Source organism: Bariatricus sp. TF06-38A (assembly GCF_027690675.1).
GTDB classification, from domain to species: domain Bacteria; phylum Bacillota; class Clostridia; order Lachnospirales; family Lachnospiraceae; genus Allocoprococcus; species Allocoprococcus comes.
Map to the genome: position 1 here is coordinate 50,209 of NZ_JAQFCE010000005.1, position 17,299 is coordinate 67,507.

At 42.9% G+C, this 17,299-nt stretch carries 17 protein-coding genes and 1 riboswitch; of the genes, 4 read left to right on the forward strand and 13 right to left on the reverse strand.

All coding sequences use genetic code 11. The features are described 5' to 3' along the window. Positions 1-8 precede the first annotated feature (8 nt). From PG418_RS06385 to PG418_RS06410, 6 genes are all read right to left on the reverse strand, one after another. Positions 9-917: a ribonuclease Z gene (locus PG418_RS06385; RefSeq protein ID WP_117559249.1), complete on the reverse strand. Its 909-nt coding sequence runs from the start codon at positions 915-917 to the stop codon at positions 9-11. After that, positions 911-1,162 carry a hypothetical protein gene (locus PG418_RS06390; protein ID WP_055158650.1) on the reverse strand — a complete coding sequence of 84 codons (252 nt, stop codon included), beginning with the start codon at positions 1,160-1,162 and terminating at the stop codon, positions 911-913. The genes PG418_RS06385 and PG418_RS06390 overlap by 7 nt, the downstream gene beginning before the upstream one ends. A 141-nt stretch (positions 1,163-1,303) precedes the next feature. Next, positions 1,304-1,768, reverse strand: coding sequence for a ribosomal protein S18-alanine N-acetyltransferase (rimI, locus tag PG418_RS06395; RefSeq protein WP_055247571.1), 465 nt, complete (start codon positions 1,766-1,768; stop codon positions 1,304-1,306). Next, complete coding sequence (tsaB, locus tag PG418_RS06400; RefSeq protein WP_008373668.1) at positions 1,761-2,498, reverse strand: tRNA (adenosine(37)-N6)-threonylcarbamoyltransferase complex dimerization subunit type 1 TsaB; 738 nt, start codon at positions 2,496-2,498, stop codon at positions 1,761-1,763. Before tsaB ends, rimI begins: the two co-directional genes overlap by 8 nt. Before the next feature lies 1 nt (position 2,499). Continuing rightward, positions 2,500-2,931 carry a tRNA (adenosine(37)-N6)-threonylcarbamoyltransferase complex ATPase subunit type 1 TsaE gene (tsaE, locus tag PG418_RS06405; RefSeq protein ID WP_022220008.1) on the reverse strand — a complete coding sequence of 144 codons (432 nt, stop codon included), beginning with the start codon at positions 2,929-2,931 and terminating at the stop codon, positions 2,500-2,502. A 15-nt stretch (positions 2,932-2,946) separates the two neighbouring features. Then, a complete protein-coding gene (locus tag PG418_RS06410) occupies positions 2,947-3,459 on the reverse strand; it encodes a YcxB family protein (protein WP_055247568.1) in 513 nt (170 codons plus the stop codon). 162 nt (positions 3,460-3,621) lie between these two features. Further along, a riboswitch (FMN riboswitch) is annotated at positions 3,622-3,771 on the forward strand. Positions 3,772-3,884: 113 nt separating this feature from the next. Here PG418_RS06410 and PG418_RS06415 point away from each other — a divergent pair. Beyond that, positions 3,885-4,529: an ECF transporter S component gene (locus tag PG418_RS06415; protein WP_498837239.1), complete on the forward strand. Its 645-nt coding sequence runs from the start codon at positions 3,885-3,887 to the stop codon at positions 4,527-4,529. Positions 4,530-4,647: 118 nt separating this feature from the next. Here the strand turns inward: PG418_RS06415 and glgD are convergent, their stop codons facing one another. The 6 genes from glgD to PG418_RS06445 form a co-directional block, all read right to left on the reverse strand. After that, entirely contained in the window at positions 4,648-5,766 is a 1,119-nt protein-coding gene (gene glgD / locus PG418_RS06420; RefSeq protein WP_055247566.1) for a glucose-1-phosphate adenylyltransferase subunit GlgD, read from the reverse strand. A gap of 1 nt (position 5,767) precedes the next feature. Continuing rightward, positions 5,768-6,907, reverse strand: coding sequence for a glucose-1-phosphate adenylyltransferase (locus PG418_RS06425; RefSeq protein WP_008373659.1), 1,140 nt, complete (start codon positions 6,905-6,907; stop codon positions 5,768-5,770). Between the two features lie 223 nt (positions 6,908-7,130). Continuing rightward, positions 7,131-7,664 carry a hypothetical protein gene (locus PG418_RS06430; RefSeq protein ID WP_055156248.1) on the reverse strand — a complete coding sequence of 178 codons (534 nt, stop codon included), beginning with the start codon at positions 7,662-7,664 and terminating at the stop codon, positions 7,131-7,133. Next, positions 7,655-8,338: a DnaJ domain-containing protein gene (locus tag PG418_RS06435; protein ID WP_498837240.1), complete on the reverse strand. Its 684-nt coding sequence runs from the start codon at positions 8,336-8,338 to the stop codon at positions 7,655-7,657. The genes PG418_RS06430 and PG418_RS06435 overlap by 10 nt, the downstream gene beginning before the upstream one ends. Continuing rightward, complete coding sequence (locus PG418_RS06440; RefSeq protein ID WP_270476275.1) at positions 8,319-9,170, reverse strand: DUF5685 family protein; 852 nt, start codon at positions 9,168-9,170, stop codon at positions 8,319-8,321. The genes PG418_RS06435 and PG418_RS06440 overlap by 20 nt, the downstream gene beginning before the upstream one ends. A 3-nt stretch (positions 9,171-9,173) precedes the next feature. After that, positions 9,174-11,327, reverse strand: a complete 2,154-nt coding sequence (locus PG418_RS06445; RefSeq protein ID WP_498837241.1) for a Tex family protein — start codon at positions 11,325-11,327, stop codon at positions 9,174-9,176. Between the two features lie 172 nt (positions 11,328-11,499). Here PG418_RS06445 and PG418_RS06450 point away from each other — a divergent pair, with 172 nt between their 5' ends. Continuing rightward, positions 11,500-12,108, forward strand: a complete 609-nt coding sequence (locus PG418_RS06450) for a TetR/AcrR family transcriptional regulator (protein WP_022220003.1) — start codon at positions 11,500-11,502, stop codon at positions 12,106-12,108. Between the two features lie 126 nt (positions 12,109-12,234). On the opposite strand, the gene PG418_RS06455 is transcribed toward PG418_RS06450, so the two are convergent. Then, positions 12,235-13,266, reverse strand: coding sequence for an aldose epimerase family protein (locus PG418_RS06455; RefSeq protein WP_498837242.1), 1,032 nt, complete (start codon positions 13,264-13,266; stop codon positions 12,235-12,237). A gap of 325 nt (positions 13,267-13,591) precedes the next feature. Here PG418_RS06455 and PG418_RS06460 point away from each other — a divergent pair, with 325 nt between their 5' ends. Then, on the forward strand, positions 13,592-15,424 hold the full coding sequence (locus PG418_RS06460) for an NAD(P)-binding protein (protein ID WP_008373640.1): 1,833 nt from the start codon (positions 13,592-13,594) through the stop codon (positions 15,422-15,424). After that, on the forward strand, positions 15,418-17,154 hold the full coding sequence (locus PG418_RS06465; protein WP_008373638.1) for a [FeFe] hydrogenase, group A: 1,737 nt from the start codon (positions 15,418-15,420) through the stop codon (positions 17,152-17,154). The genes PG418_RS06460 and PG418_RS06465 overlap by 7 nt, the downstream gene beginning before the upstream one ends. Positions 17,155-17,299 lie beyond the last annotated feature (145 nt).

The following is a 17,299-nucleotide window of genomic DNA, read 5'->3' on the forward strand; positions in this document are numbered from 1 at the left end:
TGCTTTGCTTATTCCGGGAAATCCAGTTCTGTTGTCATACGGTCTTTTCCTGCGATCGCATGTGGAAAGATTGCCCGCACTTCATCCATATATTCTTCCGGATGGCGCAGGGACGGGCTGTAATGCGTAAGCCACATTTCTCCCACCTCCGCCTCTTTTGCCAGGTTTGCTGCCTCATAAAAGGTCATATGCTTATATTCTACTGCCTTTGCCGCTTTTTCTTTTTCTCCGTACATTCCTTCGCAGATAAACAGGTCTGACCCTTTTGCATTCTTCCGGATAGAATCCGTCGGTCTTGTATCTGTACAATAGGTAAGCTTAATTCCTCTTCGAGGTGGTCCAAGGACCATCTCCGGCTTCAGTATTCTTCCGTCAAGCTCTACTGTCTCACCTTTTTGAAGATGTTTCCAGTATTCCTTCGGAATTTTCTGTTCTGTTGCCCTCTGCACATCAAATTTGCCGGCACGGTCGATCTCAATCGTATAACCGTAACAGATCACATTATGTTTTACACGAAATGCTTTCAGACGATATCCATCCATCTCAAAAATCTGTTCTGGCTCTGTAATTTCTCTATAGTGGATTTCAAATGGCAGTTCCGGCGCGATCACTCGCAGAGAACTCACCACTCTCTCCAGACCTTTCGGTCCAATCAGAGTAAGCGGTTCCTTTCTGTCCGCATTTCCCATTGTAAGAAGAAGTCCCGGAAGTCCGCTGATATGATCTCCATGGTAATGTGTGAAACAAATTACATCGATCGGTTTAAAACTCCATCCCTTCTCTTTTAACGCAATCTGTGTTCCTTCACCACAGTCAATCAGCAGCTGGCTGCCGTTATATCTTGTCATAAGTGCGGTCAGCCATCGATAAGGAAGCGGCATCATTCCACCGCTTCCAAGCAAACATACATCTAACATTCTAACTCCTGTTCTCCATATACCGGAATCTGGAAAGATGCTATCCAGGTATCATAACATTCCTCACAGATATCAAATCGATGGAGTTCTCCGTCTTTGTGCGAAAAATATCCCCATCTTTTTTCAACTGTAAGCATCTCTTCCTCCGGTATTCCATTTTTTATTGTGATTTCTTTTTTACATTTATTGCACACAATCTTTGTGACTGTATTTTTTTCTGTCTGAATTTTTTTATAATTACGCATCTTACTTCCTCCTGAGTATCTTTGCAAAAAAAGACTGCCATTTCATTTTTCAGCTCTTTCTATGTTCAGGTACATTATAACGTCACAGACTGACGCCCTCCAGTGGGAAGTCTTGTATATTCTTGCGATTTCTTCCATTTTCTAAACCATACGGCTCATCAGGATTGCATCTTCCGGATTTTTCCCTCCGTAATAGAACTTTCGCTCTCCATCGATTCCAAATTTGTTTTTTTCATAAAAAGCAATCGCTGTCTGATTACTCTTACGGACATCAAGAAGCATTCTTTTCAGTTGCTTTTCATGGCAGATCTGTTCCATAAATCCAAACAGCATCTGTCCAATTCCTCTGCGTCTTTCAGATTCAGCAACTGCAATTCTTGCAATCTCGCATTCATCCAGAACATAATAACACAGAAAATATCCCAGCAGGGTATCCCCTTCCATTGCTGCCGCACAAAAAGTATGCTTCTGTCTGACAGTTGATCTCACTTCATGATAACTCCACGGATCCGGAAATACGTCTGTTTCCATCTGCGCCACCTGTTCCATTCGTTCTCTGTCATTTTCTGTTATCAAAGTAATTTCTATGTTATCTCTATTACTCATGTGTTTTTTCTGCTTTCAGACGTTCTTCTCTTTCCCGTTCTGCCTGTGATACACGCAGATAATCCGGTTTGTGTTCCATTGCGGTTTCTGTTTTTCCTTCTTTATAATACTGAATTCCAAGCATACCGACTGCTGCCGCTCTCTGCTGGTTCATATGTGCCGGTGCAAATGCAATATCATAATTCGTCATCAATTCCTTCTCCAACCTGTCTTTATGCACCGGTACACCGTCTCCAAGAAAGATCACTGGTTTTCCATAAGTACAAAGTTTTTTGGCAAGTTCATCGATTTCGACTGCCATCTGTGCTTCCAAAACCTGCAGTTTATCACCGTCCATCTGATAAATACCAGTATATACCTGATTTCTTCTTGCATCCATGATCGGACAAATGATCCTGTCTGTATAACACAGATTATAAGCAAGTCCGTCTACTGTCGGAATGTGAATCAAAGGCTTCTTCAGTGCCAGCCCCAGTCCCTTTGCAGTTGCTGAACCAATTCTGAGTCCGGTAAATGATCCCGGTCCTCCTGCTACCGCAATCGCATCAATCGTATCCAGATTCATATCCGTCATCTTCACGATTTCATCCAACATCGGTAATAAGGTCTGTGAATGTGTCTTTTTATAATTGATCGTATACTCTGCAATCGTTTTGGAAATTTCGTTTTCTTCTTCAACTACTGCGACAGTTGCAACAAGTCCCGAACTGTCTATTGCTAAAATGCGCATATTATTCTCCTCTTTTCTCTACCGTAATCCGGCGGAAATCAAATCCCTGTTCCAGATCTTTTTCTATCGTGATCTCTGTCCGGTTCGCCGGAAGAATCTCATCAATCAGGTTCGCCCATTCGATCAGGCTTACACCGTCTCCATATACATAGTCTTCAAAACCAATCTCGTCCATCTCTTCAATATCACCAATCCGATACACATCAAAATGATAGAACGGAAGTCTTCCGTCATCATATACCTGGACTATTGTAAAGGTTGGACTGCTGATCGGTTCTTCAATCCCCAGTCCTTTTGCCAGTCCCTGGGTAAATACGGTCTTTCCGACGCCGAGATCTCCTACCAGTGTATAGACTTCTCCTGCTTTTGCATGACTCCCGATCTTCTTACCGAGATCATAGGTTTCTTTGGCACTTCTTGTTTCAATTATCATCTTCTGGTCTGCCTCCTAATTTGCACTGACGTGTCTGATATTGACTTTCTTGGCTGGCATATGTGTAGAAATCATCTGCACTGCTGCCGCATACTGTTCTCCCAGGGATTCTCTTGGAAAAATCAGTGCTCTTACCTTTGTTACATATATAATTACAGACTGACCGGTTGAAACTGCCTTCCGGAAATCTCCCCATTCATTAAGCACACTTTGTTCATCCTGTGAAATGCGGATTCCTTCTTCGTTAAGTTCATAACTAATCGGTTTCTGAAACATCGGGGAGCGCATTACCTGTTCTGCCGCACGTGCTTTTAAATGAAGTGGGTTTCCGATCAGAAAAATTGCGGCAAACAAAAAGAACGTTGCTGCTGTACTGTAGCTTCCAAACATGCATTGTCTGATTCCCAGCACCAGTGTTACACCACCGAAAATCACACCAACGATTCCACTAAGGCTTGTGTAGGAAGTATAGAGCATAAAATCAAACATGGCTTTTTTTGTCATTTTTACTTCAAACTTTATATTCATTCATTTTCCTCCATATCAGATTAAGTCACACCGATTATATCATACCGAATCTTTGGAAACAAGTCGTTACTGCTCACTCCGGGTTTAGAAAAACACTGTCTTTTCTTAACTTGTACTTGTATTTTATATACGCCTGCGCTATAATGTGTTCAAATGAACAAGGAAATTCTTCGGGGTAGGGTGACTTCTTATCGCTATAGTATAAGCAGAATTCCCAACCGGCGGTTACAGTCCGCGACCTGTCAGATTTCTGACAGCTGATTTGGTGCAATTCCAAAACCGACAGTAAAGTCTGGATGAGAGAAGAAAAAGTGATTTTGCAAATAATCCCCCCGACGTATTACGTCGGGGATTTTTTTGCATAGGCTTTCGAAGATTTTCCTCCTCAATTCATCTGATTATGTCAAGAGAAAAGGAGAGAAAAAATGAGTACAGATGTAATGACAAACCCAAAAACAACAACGAAAGAAAAAAAACGTATCAGCACAAAGGTAATTGCACAGATTGGTGTGCTCGGAGCAATCGCTATGGTTCTGATGTTATTTGATATTCCACTTCCATTTGCACCAACCTTTTACAAAATTGATTTCAGTGAAGTTCCGGTCCTTGTCGGAGCATTTACCATGGGACCTGTAGCCGGCGCTTTGATCGAACTGGTCAAAATCCTGTTGAACCTCCTGATCAGAGGTACATCAACAGCTGGTGTTGGAGACCTCGGAAACTTCCTGATCGGATGTGCAATGTGTATTCCGGCTTCCCTGATTTATCAGAAGTTACATTCTCGCAAGGGTGCGATCATCGGTATGGTAACAGGAACTGTTTTTATGACAATTGTCGGATGTTTTATCAATGCATACCTTCTGCTTCCGGCATACGCTGTTGCATTCCATATGCCGATCGACGCACTGGTTGCCATGGGAACCGCAGTCAACAGTCATATCAACAGTCTTCTGACTTTTGTTTTACTTTCTGTTGCACCTTTCAATCTGCTGAAAGGTTTCCTGGTATCATTGATCGTATTCCTGATCTACAAAAAGATCAGCCCGATTTTACAAATGGGACGCGAATAGATTATAATTTTACAAAGCAGCAAAAGGGGTTCGTTATGAGCCTCTTTTTTTATGAAACCAAAAAACAGAGAGAAGTCTGCCCAAGCCGGCATTCTTCTCTCTGTTGAATTTCTTTTGATTATAAAGTATCGTTTCTTCTTACATATCCTGGTTTTTCCGGATCTGCAATCAGTTCCTTTGCATGGACAATCCTTGCACTCTTGTCCACTACCTGCGCTTCAATCCGTGCATCCTCTCCAATTACAACTCCCGGAAGGATAACACTGTCTTTGACAACTGCACCTTTCTTAATTACGCATCCACGTCCGATTACCGAATTCTCAACAGTACCCTCGATCAGGCATCCATTGGAAATTACTGAACTCTTGACACTTGCTCCTTCATAATACTTTGTTGGGCATGAATCATTTGTTCTTGTGTAAATCGGCCAATTCTTATCAAACAAAGTCACTGCATTCTTCATATCGATCAGTGATAAGTTTGCATTATAGTAGCTCTTAAAATCTGTGATAGATGCAAAGAATCCTCGATGTGACACTCCACGTACATCCAGTTCACTGCATGCCATATTCACAATATCATTAAGTGTGAACATGGAAGAAATCTTTCTTCCCTTTTTAACCAGTTCCATAAACAGATCTTTGCGCATTACATAAGTGTCCATGAAAATATTACGGTTTTTCGCGTTACCATGGTTCGGTTCCAATGAAAGGACACCCTTCTGCTTGTTCAGATTAAGTGTTGAACAGTTCAGATAGTATTCTTTTGCATTATCCACACTGTGATATAACAGGGTAATATCTGCACCGGATTCAATATGTGTCTTAAGTAATTCATCATAATTCTGTGTATAAATCATATAACTTGGTGCAATAACTACATATGGATATTTTACAGCTTCAATACACTCCATATTTTCTTCATATGCCGCCAGGTCATTATTGTATACACTCCATTCTGCATTTGCAAAATCAGAATAAAGAATATGAAGACGACCACTCTTTGAGTTGATATTGTAATGACGGCCTGTTCCAAGATGTTCTGTAAGAGAACGCGGTTTTCTTCTTACATAAACCTGAATATGTTCGATTTCACTGTTGCTCATATTAGAGATTGGGAAATCGATAACTCTGTATCTTCCAAGGAATGAAACAGCACCAACCGGACGATAATTCTGCATCTCTCCTACCCGGATATTGTTGCCGGCAAAACTTACGATTCCAAATGCCTGTGCCATATTACTCATCCCCCTTAACACGTTTTGATACTAATTCAATATGTTCACTGTCTGCTGATCCGACAACTGCATTTTTGCCAATCTTTACGCCATCAGCCACAAGCGCTCTTGTTACAACTGCACCTTCTTCTACTTCAACGCCCGGCATCAGTACACTGTCAATAATCTGTGCACCTTCGCCGACTCTTGCACCTGTAAACAATACAGAATTTTTGACTTTTCCATTGATCACACATCCCTGGTTGATAAATGCTCTTTCAATCTCTGCTGTCGGGCCAACATACTGAGGAAGCACAGTTGTATCCTCTGTGTAAATCTTCCATGAATCATCATTCAGATCAAGTTCATTTTTACTATTGATCAGATCCATATTTGCTTCCCACAGGGAATCAATTGTTCCGACATCTTTCCAATATCCTTTGAACTTGTATGCATAGAGCTTTCTTCCATCATTCAGCATAGTCGGAATGATATCTTTTCCGAAATCATGATTGGAATCCTGATTTTTCATATCTGCAAGGAGCATCTTTCTTAAAAGCTTCCAGTTGAATATGTAAATACCCATGGATGCCAGATTGCTCTTTGGATTCTCCGGTTTCTCTTCAAACTCTACAATTCTTCCCTCATCGTCCGTATTCATAATACCGAAACGGCTTGCTTCCTTCATCGGAACCTCAATGACCGCGATTGTTGCATCTGCTCCAGTCTCTTTATGATAATCAAGCATATTATCATAATTCATCTTATAAATATGGTCACCGGAAAGAATCAGTACATATTCTGGTGCAAACATGTCCACAAAATCAATGTTCTGTGAAATTGCATCTGCTGTTCCTCTGTATACATCCAGATCCGCATCCGCTTTTTCACGCGGTGGAAGTACATAGACTCCGCTGTTCTGGGCATCTAACCCCCATCTGCGACCTGCCGCTACATAACTGTTAAGTAAAATAGACTCATACTGTGTCAGGACTCCTACATTATCAATTCCGCTGTTGGCACAGTTGCTAAGTGGAAAATCAATGATTCTGTATTTTCCACCATATGAAACCGCAGGTTTGGCTACTTTATTTGTAAGCTCGTGAAGACGACTTCCTCGTCCGCCCGCCAAGATCATAGCAAGCATATTATTCTGCTTCATAAGTGAATCCTCTCTTTCCTATTTGTCCTGTCTTATATTATACAATTTTTCTGTTAAATTTTCCACTTTTTTGTGCAAAAAATACATAAAAATTTATATTTTTATTATTATGATGTGTTCGAGGATTATGGGAATTGCGTAGCAATAGAACAATCCGGTTACATCAGTGAGCAGCAAAATTTACTTTCGACACTCACATCATCATTATTGTATTATATATGCTTTAAAATCCGAATTTATGTCTATTTTCTTTCCAGATTTTCCCCATTGCATATTCATATGTCTTATCAAAGACAAAAAGTATAAATTGTCCGAATACAACAGACATAAGCATTATTCCTTTTGCGGTCTTTTTTTCAGATAACATACTCCAGAAATATATTAAACCCGGAATATAAAGTACATTAAATACCAGATATTTCATGAGCCAGAAAAAGTTACGGCTTCTGATCCATCCGGAAGCTCTTCCAGAAAAATGCCATATTGTTTCTATAATTAGAATATAAAATCCCATAAATGCATAGGAAACCACATATAATTTATTCGGAGACAGAAGGATTGCCAGCAAAATTCCTGCCAGTAAAAAGCCTGCCCCGCTTTTCAATCCAAATTCCTGAATCACAATCCCGACAAAAAAGGACGCCGCCGCCAGTAAAAAAAGGGTATTCGTTTCGATCACACTGCCAAGCGCAATCCCCACTTCTGTCAGTGCAAGCATAACGCCTGCAAATGCAATCTTTTTTGTATTTAGATGCATGGACACAGATCTCCTCCCATACATTCACATAATGAATCTGCGATCCACAGATCACAGCACATATTTCCAGTTCCACACGGAGAGGAATTACGATTGCCATATCCCTGACCAAACGGATTACTATTATATCTCTGTGCTCCCCAGTTCAGCTGGTTCATCAGCTCTCTGTACTGCGGGTTATTCGGGTCCATATTCACTGCCTGCGCAGCATAATCCCTTGCCAGCACATTGTTGCCTACGCCGGCGTTGGCCATGGAACTTGCATAATACCATTGTGCAGTCCGGTCATTCATACGGTTCAACACATTGATCGCGTCCTGATATCTACGGTTATTGATAAAATTGAATGCCGCCTGCATCTCCGGATTCATATTATTGTACTGCTGATATCTGCCATTGCCATAAGATTGATTTCCATAGGAATTATTACCATAAGAATAGTTCCCTGAACCCGCGCCGTATCCGTAATTATATCCTCCATTCGCCCGCTCTTTCATAATTTCATCATAAGCTTCCTGTACTTCTTTGAACTTTTCTTCAGCAAGATCCTGAAGCGGATTATCCACATTGGCATCCGGATGATATTTCCGGCTCAATTCTCTGTACGCCTTTTTTATCTCCTCTTCCGACGCATTTGGTGATACGCCAAGCACCTCATAAGGATTCTTTGTCATCTTCCTTTTCCTCGCTTTTCTTTTCTTGTATCTTTCTGTAATGTTTCCATACGCCATCATACAGGATATTCCGCAGGATATCCACGTCCAGTATACATGGCAGAATTTCAAAATTTCTTGCGCATTCGCCGATCATCATGCACAGAATGTCTCTGCATCTTTCTTCATATCCGGCTTCTTCATGCATCTTTTTTAATGGATTATAAGTCCCTTTTTCCAGGTCCTTATCCAGATCTTCGTAAGCATCCATAATATAAATATATTTGCCCAGATAGAAACCGATCCCTCGAAGTTGCTGTTCCCAGCAGTCTTCTTTATATACCATCATCTCTTCCATCAGCCGGCCAAAACAGCCTGCCGGATAGTCAACTTCCTGTATACCCTGACTTTCATATTCCGAAAGCTTTGCCATTTCTTCTCTGATCACACGACTCTGCCTTGGATATTTCCAAATTGCTTTTTCTACTTTTCGCTTCAAAGCCATACTCCCGAGAAGCCCTGCTACTTTCTTCTCATCCTTCCAATCATCTTCCAGATGATAATACGCCATGATCAGATTCATATCGGCCGCATACTCTGTGATCTCATTTTCCAGCATTGGCTGTGGCTTTAACGGATGCATCTTACAGCGATGGCTTTCTGCCTTTGTTTCACTTTCATATAAAGAAGTAAGTAAAATGATCACAAATGTCATATCATAGGCAAGCGTAAGCTGACCTGCGCTGCCATACTGTCTCTTCAGTGACTGACAAAGGCCACAGTAATACGCTTTATATTTATGATAATCTTTTACTTTTAATTCCGGCTCATTCGCCGTCACATATCCGAACATGTATTACTGAATTCCTCTCATTGTAAGCTGGATCCGCTTCTTCTGTAAATCAACGCTCATCACCTTTACATCTACAACATCTCCTACGCTGACTGCTTCCAGTGGATGCTTGATAAAACGATCCGTGATCTGGGAAATGTGCACCAATCCGTCCTGATGCACTCCAATATCGACAAATACACCAAAGTCAATGACATTTCGCACGGTTCCTTTCAGAATCATTCCTTCCTTCAGATCCTTCATATCAAGGACATCCGTCCTGAGAATTGGTTTCGGCATCTCATCTCGTGGATCACGCGCCGGTTTTTCCAGCTCTTTGACAATATCCCGAAGGGTGATCTCTCCTATTCCAAGTTCTTCAGCGAGCTTTTTGTAATCTTTGATGGTAAGAGACAGACCTGCAAGTTTGCCGCCTGCAATATCTTCCGGCTTGAAGCCCTGCTTTTCAAGAAGCTTTCCTGCCGCCTCGTAAGACTCCGGATGTACACTGGTTCCGTCAAGTGGATTGGTTCCGCCCTGGATCCTCATAAACCCGGCACACTGCTCAAATGCTTTTGGTCCAAGTTTTGGTACTTTGAGAAGTTCTTTTCTATTCTCAAATTTTCCATTTTCTTCCCTGTAGGCAACAATATTTTTCGCAAGGGTTCCGGAAATACCGGAAATATAAGAAAGCAGCGGAGCCGATGCAGTATTTAGGTCCACACCGACTTTATTTACACAGTCTTCTACCACACCGCCAAGTGCTTCTCCTAATTTTTTCTGGTTCATATCATGCTGATACTGCCCGACACCGATCGACTGCGGATCGATCTTTACCAGTTCGGCAAGCGGATCCTGAAGACGTCTTGCGATGGATGTCGCGCTTCTCTGCCCGACATCAAATTTTGGGAATTCTTCTGTAGCAAGTTTACTTGCTGAGTACACAGATGCTCCCGCTTCATTTACGATCACATACTGCACTTTTTCCGGAATCTCTTTTAACAGTTCTACAATAAACTGTTCTGATTCTCTGGATGCTGTTCCATTTCCCAGGGAAATCAAAGAGATGTGATACTTTGGAATAATCTTTTTCAGCAGATCTTTTGCTGCCTGGATCTTCTTCGGAGTCGTAGGCGCTGTCGGATAAATTACAGTCGTGCCGATTACTTTCCCGGTCGGATCTACCACAGCAAGCTTGCATCCGGTACGGAATGCAGGATCCCATCCAAGCACAACCTGTCCGACGATCGGCGGCTGCATCAGAAGCTGCTCCAGATTCTTTCCAAACACAAGGATTGCGCCATCTTCTGCTTTTTCCGTCAGTTCGTTTCTCAGTTCACGCTCGATCGCCGGTGCGATCAGCCTCTGATAGCTGTCGACCACAACCTCTTTCAAAACCGGTGTTGTGTATGGATTATCCCTGCGGATCACTTTCTTTTCCAGATAACGGAGAATTTCCTCTTCCGGTGCTTCAATCTTAACACTCAGGAATTTTTCTTTTTCTCCACGGTTGAGTGCCAGCACACGGTGTCCGGCTACTTTGCTGACCGCTTCTGTAAAATCATAATACATCTCGTATACAGATTCTGCTTTTTCGTCTTTTGCAGCAGAAACCAGCGTACCCTTTTTGAACGTCAGATCGCGGATCCTCTTTCTGTAATCTGCCTCATCTGAAATATTTTCTGCAAGAATATCTTTCGCACCGTCAATCGCTTCCTGCACATTTTTCACGCCCTTTTCTTCAGAAACATATTTTTCTGCCTCTTTTTCCAGGGGCTCCTTACTATTCTGAAGAGAGATCAGAACCGCCAGTGATTCCAGACCTTTTTCTTTTGCAATTGTCGCACGGGTCCGGCGTTTTGGTCTATACGGACGATAAAGATCGTCCACCAGAACCTGCGTCTCTGCTGCCACGATCTGTGCTTTCAGCTCAGGTGTTAACTTGCCCTGTTCTTCAATACTTGCAAGAACCTGTTCTTTTTTCTCTTCCAGGTTCCGCAGATAGGTCAGTCGTTCATATAATTTACGAAGCTGTTCATCATCCAGTGTACCGTGTGCTTCTTTTCTGTAACGCGCAATAAACGGAATGGTATTTCCTTCATCAATCAGCTTTACAGCCGCATCTACCTGCCACTTTTTTACGCCCAGTTCTTCTGTTATTTTCTGGTTAATATCCATTGATATCCAATCCTCTCTTTTTGTTCGCTATGGATTTAATGATACCATGTCATCTCTTATTTTTCAATTCCCGTTAAAATTACAGAGTTCGCTCGGTTTTCTTGTCTTTTTCTATTAAATATGCTATACTACAGCTAATCTGACTGAAAAATTTTAAGAAAGGATTAACCAAATGTCAAGCGATATTGAAAAAGAGCCACTGTCCAGACAACAGAAAAAATCAAAAGAAACCAAAGCACGTATCTTTCATGCAGCCAAGACAATTCTGCAGAAGCAGGGATACGATCAGCTTTCCATAAAAAATATCTGTGATGAAGCAGGTGTCTCCAACGGCAGCTTCTATCATCATTTTAAAACCAAAGATGATCTTTTATCTTATTATATTGAAGAACAGCCAAGCATCAATCCGGATCTTCTGGATACGCCGGAAGATGCAGATGAGGCAAAGATCGGTATCATCCACGTTTATCTGAATTACGCACAGTACTGCCGGGAACTCGGAGTAGAATTCATGTCCAACTACTACACACCGCGCAACCAGGCACTGAACCCAACGATCCGTACCGAGCGACCGTACCCGATCCTTACCGTAGAGAATTATCTTCGCAAAGCGATTGATGCCGGCATCATTGCGCCAAAGATTTCCCTGGATGAAATCTGCACTGATATCCGTATGCTGGTTATCGGAAATGTATTTGAATGGTGTCTGCATAACGGAGAGACTGATTTTGAAGGTAATATCCGCCGTTCGATCGGGCATTATCTGGATGGCATTTTCTGATTTCACAGATATACCACAGCGTAAAATGAATTTTTCATATTCCTTCGCTGATTTTTTACAGCACATATTTTCAAAAAAGGTGTCATGGATTTTTATGTCCATGGCACCTTTTCGGCTTATCTGTTGTTATATAAACTTGTACATCGTTGTTGTTTCGTAAGTTTCGCCCTTCTCGCATACCGACCCGGCAAAATTCTCTTTATGGATTGCATCCGGGAAGAACTGTGTCTCGAAGCAGGCTGCCTGGCGTTTGTGGTAATGCGCCCCGCCTTTTCCTTTGGCATCAACAATAAAGTTGCCTGTATAAAGCTGCATTCCCGGAAGGTCTGTATAAACTTCCATAGTGATTCCGCTCTCTTCCGAGGACATCTCTGCCACTTTCGCAAATTCTCCTTTATTGTTCAGAACCCAGTTATGATCATATCCTTTCCCGAAATTCAGTGCTTCATAATCTGTCTCGATTTCTTTGCCAATTGCTTTCTTTGTGCGGAAATCCATCGGTGTTCCTTCTACCGGTGTGATCTCGCCTGTCGGAATAGACTCGGCATCGGCTCTGGTAAATGCATCTGCATCAATCCATACTTCCTGATCCAGTACATCTCCTGATGCATGTCCATCCATATTAAAATAGCTGTGATTTGTCATGTTGATCAGAGTATCTGCATCCGGAACTGCATGGTAAGCGATCTTCACTGCATTGTCTTCTGTCAGAGTATATGTTACCTCAATATGTACAGCTCCCGGATATCCCTGATCACCATCCGGGCTGTCCAGTTCAAATGTAATATGATCATCTGCGGTTTCTTTTACCTTCCACATTCTCTGGTTATAAAAATCCATTCCGCTGTGGAGATTATTGCCATTATCATTCTTTTCAAGCTGATAGGTCACTCCGTTCAGTTCAAAGGATGCTCCTCCGATACGGTTTGCACTTCTCCCGACAATTGCGCCGAAGAACAGATCTCCTTCTTCATATCCTGCTGCCTCATCATATCCAAGCACAACATCACACGGCTTGCCTTCTTTGTCCGGTACGATCACCTGTACCAGCGTTGCACCGTAATCGGATACTGCAATCTCCATTCCGTTTTTATTTGTGAGCGTATATAATTTTGTCTCGTCACCTTTAACTGTTGCACCAAAATCTGTTACTTTCATTTTTCCTCTTCCGCCCTTTCTGTTAATTGTGCCTGTAAAACAGACATCTCTTTTACAGGTGTTATTGTAACATAATTTTTTTATTTTTTGCACCCTTTATCGTTGTTCTGCCATTTTGTACATATTGCTGATATTTTTTATCATTTTGTGACAAAATTAACTTATTTGTCTATTTATTAACTTTGCTTGCAAGATTGTACTAAAATGCATACAATATCATTATAAGTGTGTCCATAGAGTTAATCTATAGTATTCAGATGTTTTCCCTATGATTTTCTTCATCTGTCCTGTAGATTAGCAAAAAAAGTTAAAGGAGAAAAAAGCTATGAGTAGACTTGAAATCACTGCACCAGACAAAGCCCAGCTGGTTATCGAAGGGCTCTACAAAGATCTGGAGCGAAGAATCGAATCCAGTCCTCCGGGACTATGTCCTGTTGACATGACTCGTGCTTTCCTGGAGATGTGTCATACACATACCTGTGGAAAATGTGTGCCGTGCCGTGTTGGTCTGTGGCAGCTGAAAAACCTGCTGACCGACGTTATGAACGGAGACGCAACTATGGAAACATTAGACCTGATGGAAGAACTCTCTGTATCAATCATGGAAGGAGCTGACTGTGCGATCGGGTATGAAGCAGCTCACATGGTTTACAAGAGTTTGATGGGATGTCGGGAAGACTATGAAGAACATGTGCGCCAGGGAAGATGTACCTGCCAGTACACACAGCCTGTTCCTTGTGTATCTTTGTGCCCGGCACATGTAGATATTCCGGGATATATCGCTCTTGTCGGAGAAGGACGTTACGCAGATGCGATCCGCCTGATCCGTAAGGACAATCCATTCCCGACCACCTGTGGTTTTATCTGCGAACATCCTTGTGAGGCACGCTGCCGTCGTAACATCGTAGACGATGCAGTCAATATCCGCGGTCTTAAGAGAATGGCTGCTGATTATGCCGGAAAAGTTCCACCGCCGCCATGCGCTCCATCTACCGGAAAGCGCATTGCCGTTGTTGGTGGTGGTCCTGGTGGATTAAGTGCAGCTTACTATCTGCAGCTGATGGGACACCAGACAACCGTATTTGAGATGCTGCCGGAACTTGGCGGTATGCTCCGCTATGGTATCCCGAACTACCGTCTGCCGAAAGACCGTCTGAACGATGATATCAATGCCATCCTTGAGACCGGTGTCAAAGTTGAATTTGGCAAACGGATTGGAAAAGATATGACAATCCAGAGTCTGCGTGAAGAATACGACGCAGTTCTTATTACAATCGGTGCAAGTACCGATAAGAAACTTGGTATCGAAGGCGAACACTCAGAAGGTGTCCTTTCTGCTGTTCAGTTCCTTCGTGATGTAGGAAAGAACCAGAACCCGGATCTTACCGGACAGGAAGTAGCCGTTATCGGTGGTGGTAACGTATCTATGGATGCTGTCCGTACCGCAAAACGTCTGGGTGCTAAAAAAGTCAGCATCGTTTACCGCCGCCGCGTGGCAGATATGACTGCCCTTCCGGCAGAGATTGAAGGTGCTGTTGCAGAAGGAATCGAAGTACAGACTCTGATGGCTCCTTCCCGCATCGAAACAGATGAAAACGGTCATGTAAAAGGAATCTACGTTACACCACAGATGATCAGTAAGATCAAAGACGGTCGTGCAAGTGTACGTCCGACAGGTGCTCCTGACGTATTTATTCCATGCCAGACACTGATCGTTGCAATCGGACAGGATATTGAATACCAGCACTTTGAAGAAGCCGGTGTTCCTGTACAGAGAGGTAAGATCTTAACCGAAAAATACGGCGGATTCGATAACATTCCGGGTGTATTTGCCGGCGGAGACTGTGCTTCCGGTCCTGCATCCGTAATCAAAGCTATTGCTGCTGCAAAAGTAGTAGCTGCTAACATAGACGAATACCTGGGATATCACCACATTATCAGCTGTGACGTTGAGATTCCTGAAGCGCGTCTTGATGACCGCCCGCCGTGCGGAAGAGTAAACATGACCGAGCGTGAAGCCTGCGAACGTGTCTGTGACTTTAACGGTGTAGAAAACTGCATGTCCGAGGCAGAAGCGAAACAGGAAGCCAGCAGATGTCTGCGTTGCGACCACTTCGGCTACGGCATTTTCAAAGGAGGTCGTGAAACATTATGGTAAATCTTACAATTGATAATATAAACGTATCTGTCCCGGAAGGTACTACTATCATGGATGCTGCCAAAATGGCGGATATCCCGATTCCAAAGCTCTGCTATCTGAAAGATATCAACGAGATCGCAGCCTGTCGTGTCTGTGTTGTTGAACTCGAGGGAATGGAACGGCTGGTAACTTCCTGCAACAACGTAGTAAAAGAAGGTATGGTAATCCATACAAACAGCCCAAAGGTTCGTACAGCCAGAAGACAGACTGTACAGCTTATCCTTTCCCAGCACGACTGCAAATGTGCTACCTGTGTCAGAAGCGGTAACTGTACTCTGCAGAGTCTTGCAAATGACCTGAACATCATCGAAATACCATTTAAGCAGCGTCTGGAAGAATTCCCTTGGGATAAAGAATTTCCGCTGATCAGAGACTCACAGAAATGCATCAAATGTATGCGCTGTATCCAGGTCTGTGACAAGATCCAGGATTTACATATCTGGGATGTGACAAGTACTGGTTCCCGTACTACCATTAATGTAACCGGCAACCATAAGATCTCCGAGGTTTCCTGTTCTCTGTGCGGTCAGTGTATTACTCACTGCCCGGTCGGCGCTCTGCGCGAACGTGATGATACAGAGAAAGTATGGGATGCAATCGCTGATGACAAGAAAGTCGTTGTTGCACAGGTTGCTCCTGCTGTACGTGCTGCATGGGGTGAAGCTCTTGGTCTTTCCCGTGAAGAAGCAACTGTCGGCAAGATCATGGATGCTCTGAAGAAAATGGGTATTGACTATGTATTCGATACCTCCTTCACAGCAGACCTTACTATTATGGAAGAAGGAAATGAATTCCTGCAGAGATTTACAAAAGGCGAATTAAATCTTCGTCCGATGTTTACCTCCTGCTGCCCTGGATGGGTACGCTTCCTTAAATCACAGTACCCACATCTGGTGCCACAGCTTTCAACAGCCAAATCACCACAGCAGATGTTCGGTTCTGTTATGAAGAGCTATTTTGCAGAATCCATCGGTGTGAAACCGGAAAATATGTTTACTGTATCTATCATGCCATGTGTTGCCAAAAAAGGCGAAAGTAACATGGAACTGTTCTATGGTGAATATGCCGGACACGAGACAGACGTTGTACTTACAACTCGTGAATTGACACGCATGATCCGTTCTGCACATATTGATCCTGCTTCTTTGGTTGATCGTGAATGCGATCCTCTGATGAAAGAATGGACCGGTGCCGGTGTTATCTTCGGAACAACAGGTGGTGTTATGGAAGCAGCACTTCGTTCTGCTCACTACCTTGTAACCGGACGTAACCCTGATCCGGATGCATTCAAGATTGTCCGCAATCCTGGTGGACAGCCAGGTGTTGTAGAAGCTGAGATCCAGCTTGGAGATGCTACTGTTCGTGCTGCTGTTGTCAGCGGACTCGGAAACACACGTAAACTGATCGAAGCAATCGAACATGGTGAAGTACATTATGATTTTGTAGAAGTCATGGCCTGCCCTGGCGGATGCGTCGGCGGTGGCGGTCAGCCAATCCATGACGGAGAAGAACTTGCACGGACACGTGGTGAAAATCTTTATTTCCTTGATAAGAATGCACCACTTCGCTTCTCACATGAGAACCCGGATGTACTCCGTCTGTACCGTGATTTCTTTGAGAAACCGCTTTCTCACAAGTCACATATGTTGCTTCACACGGATCATAACGCATGGGAGATGCCTAGATAAATCAAATTTTGCCCTCTAAAAGATTGTAACAAATATATAAATAATTTATAGAAGCCAAGTATTCTATAAACTAAGATATAGAAATTGAGCCCTTCTATATCTCTAAAATCCAGAAATGGGAAATGACCTGCCATGTCATTTCCCA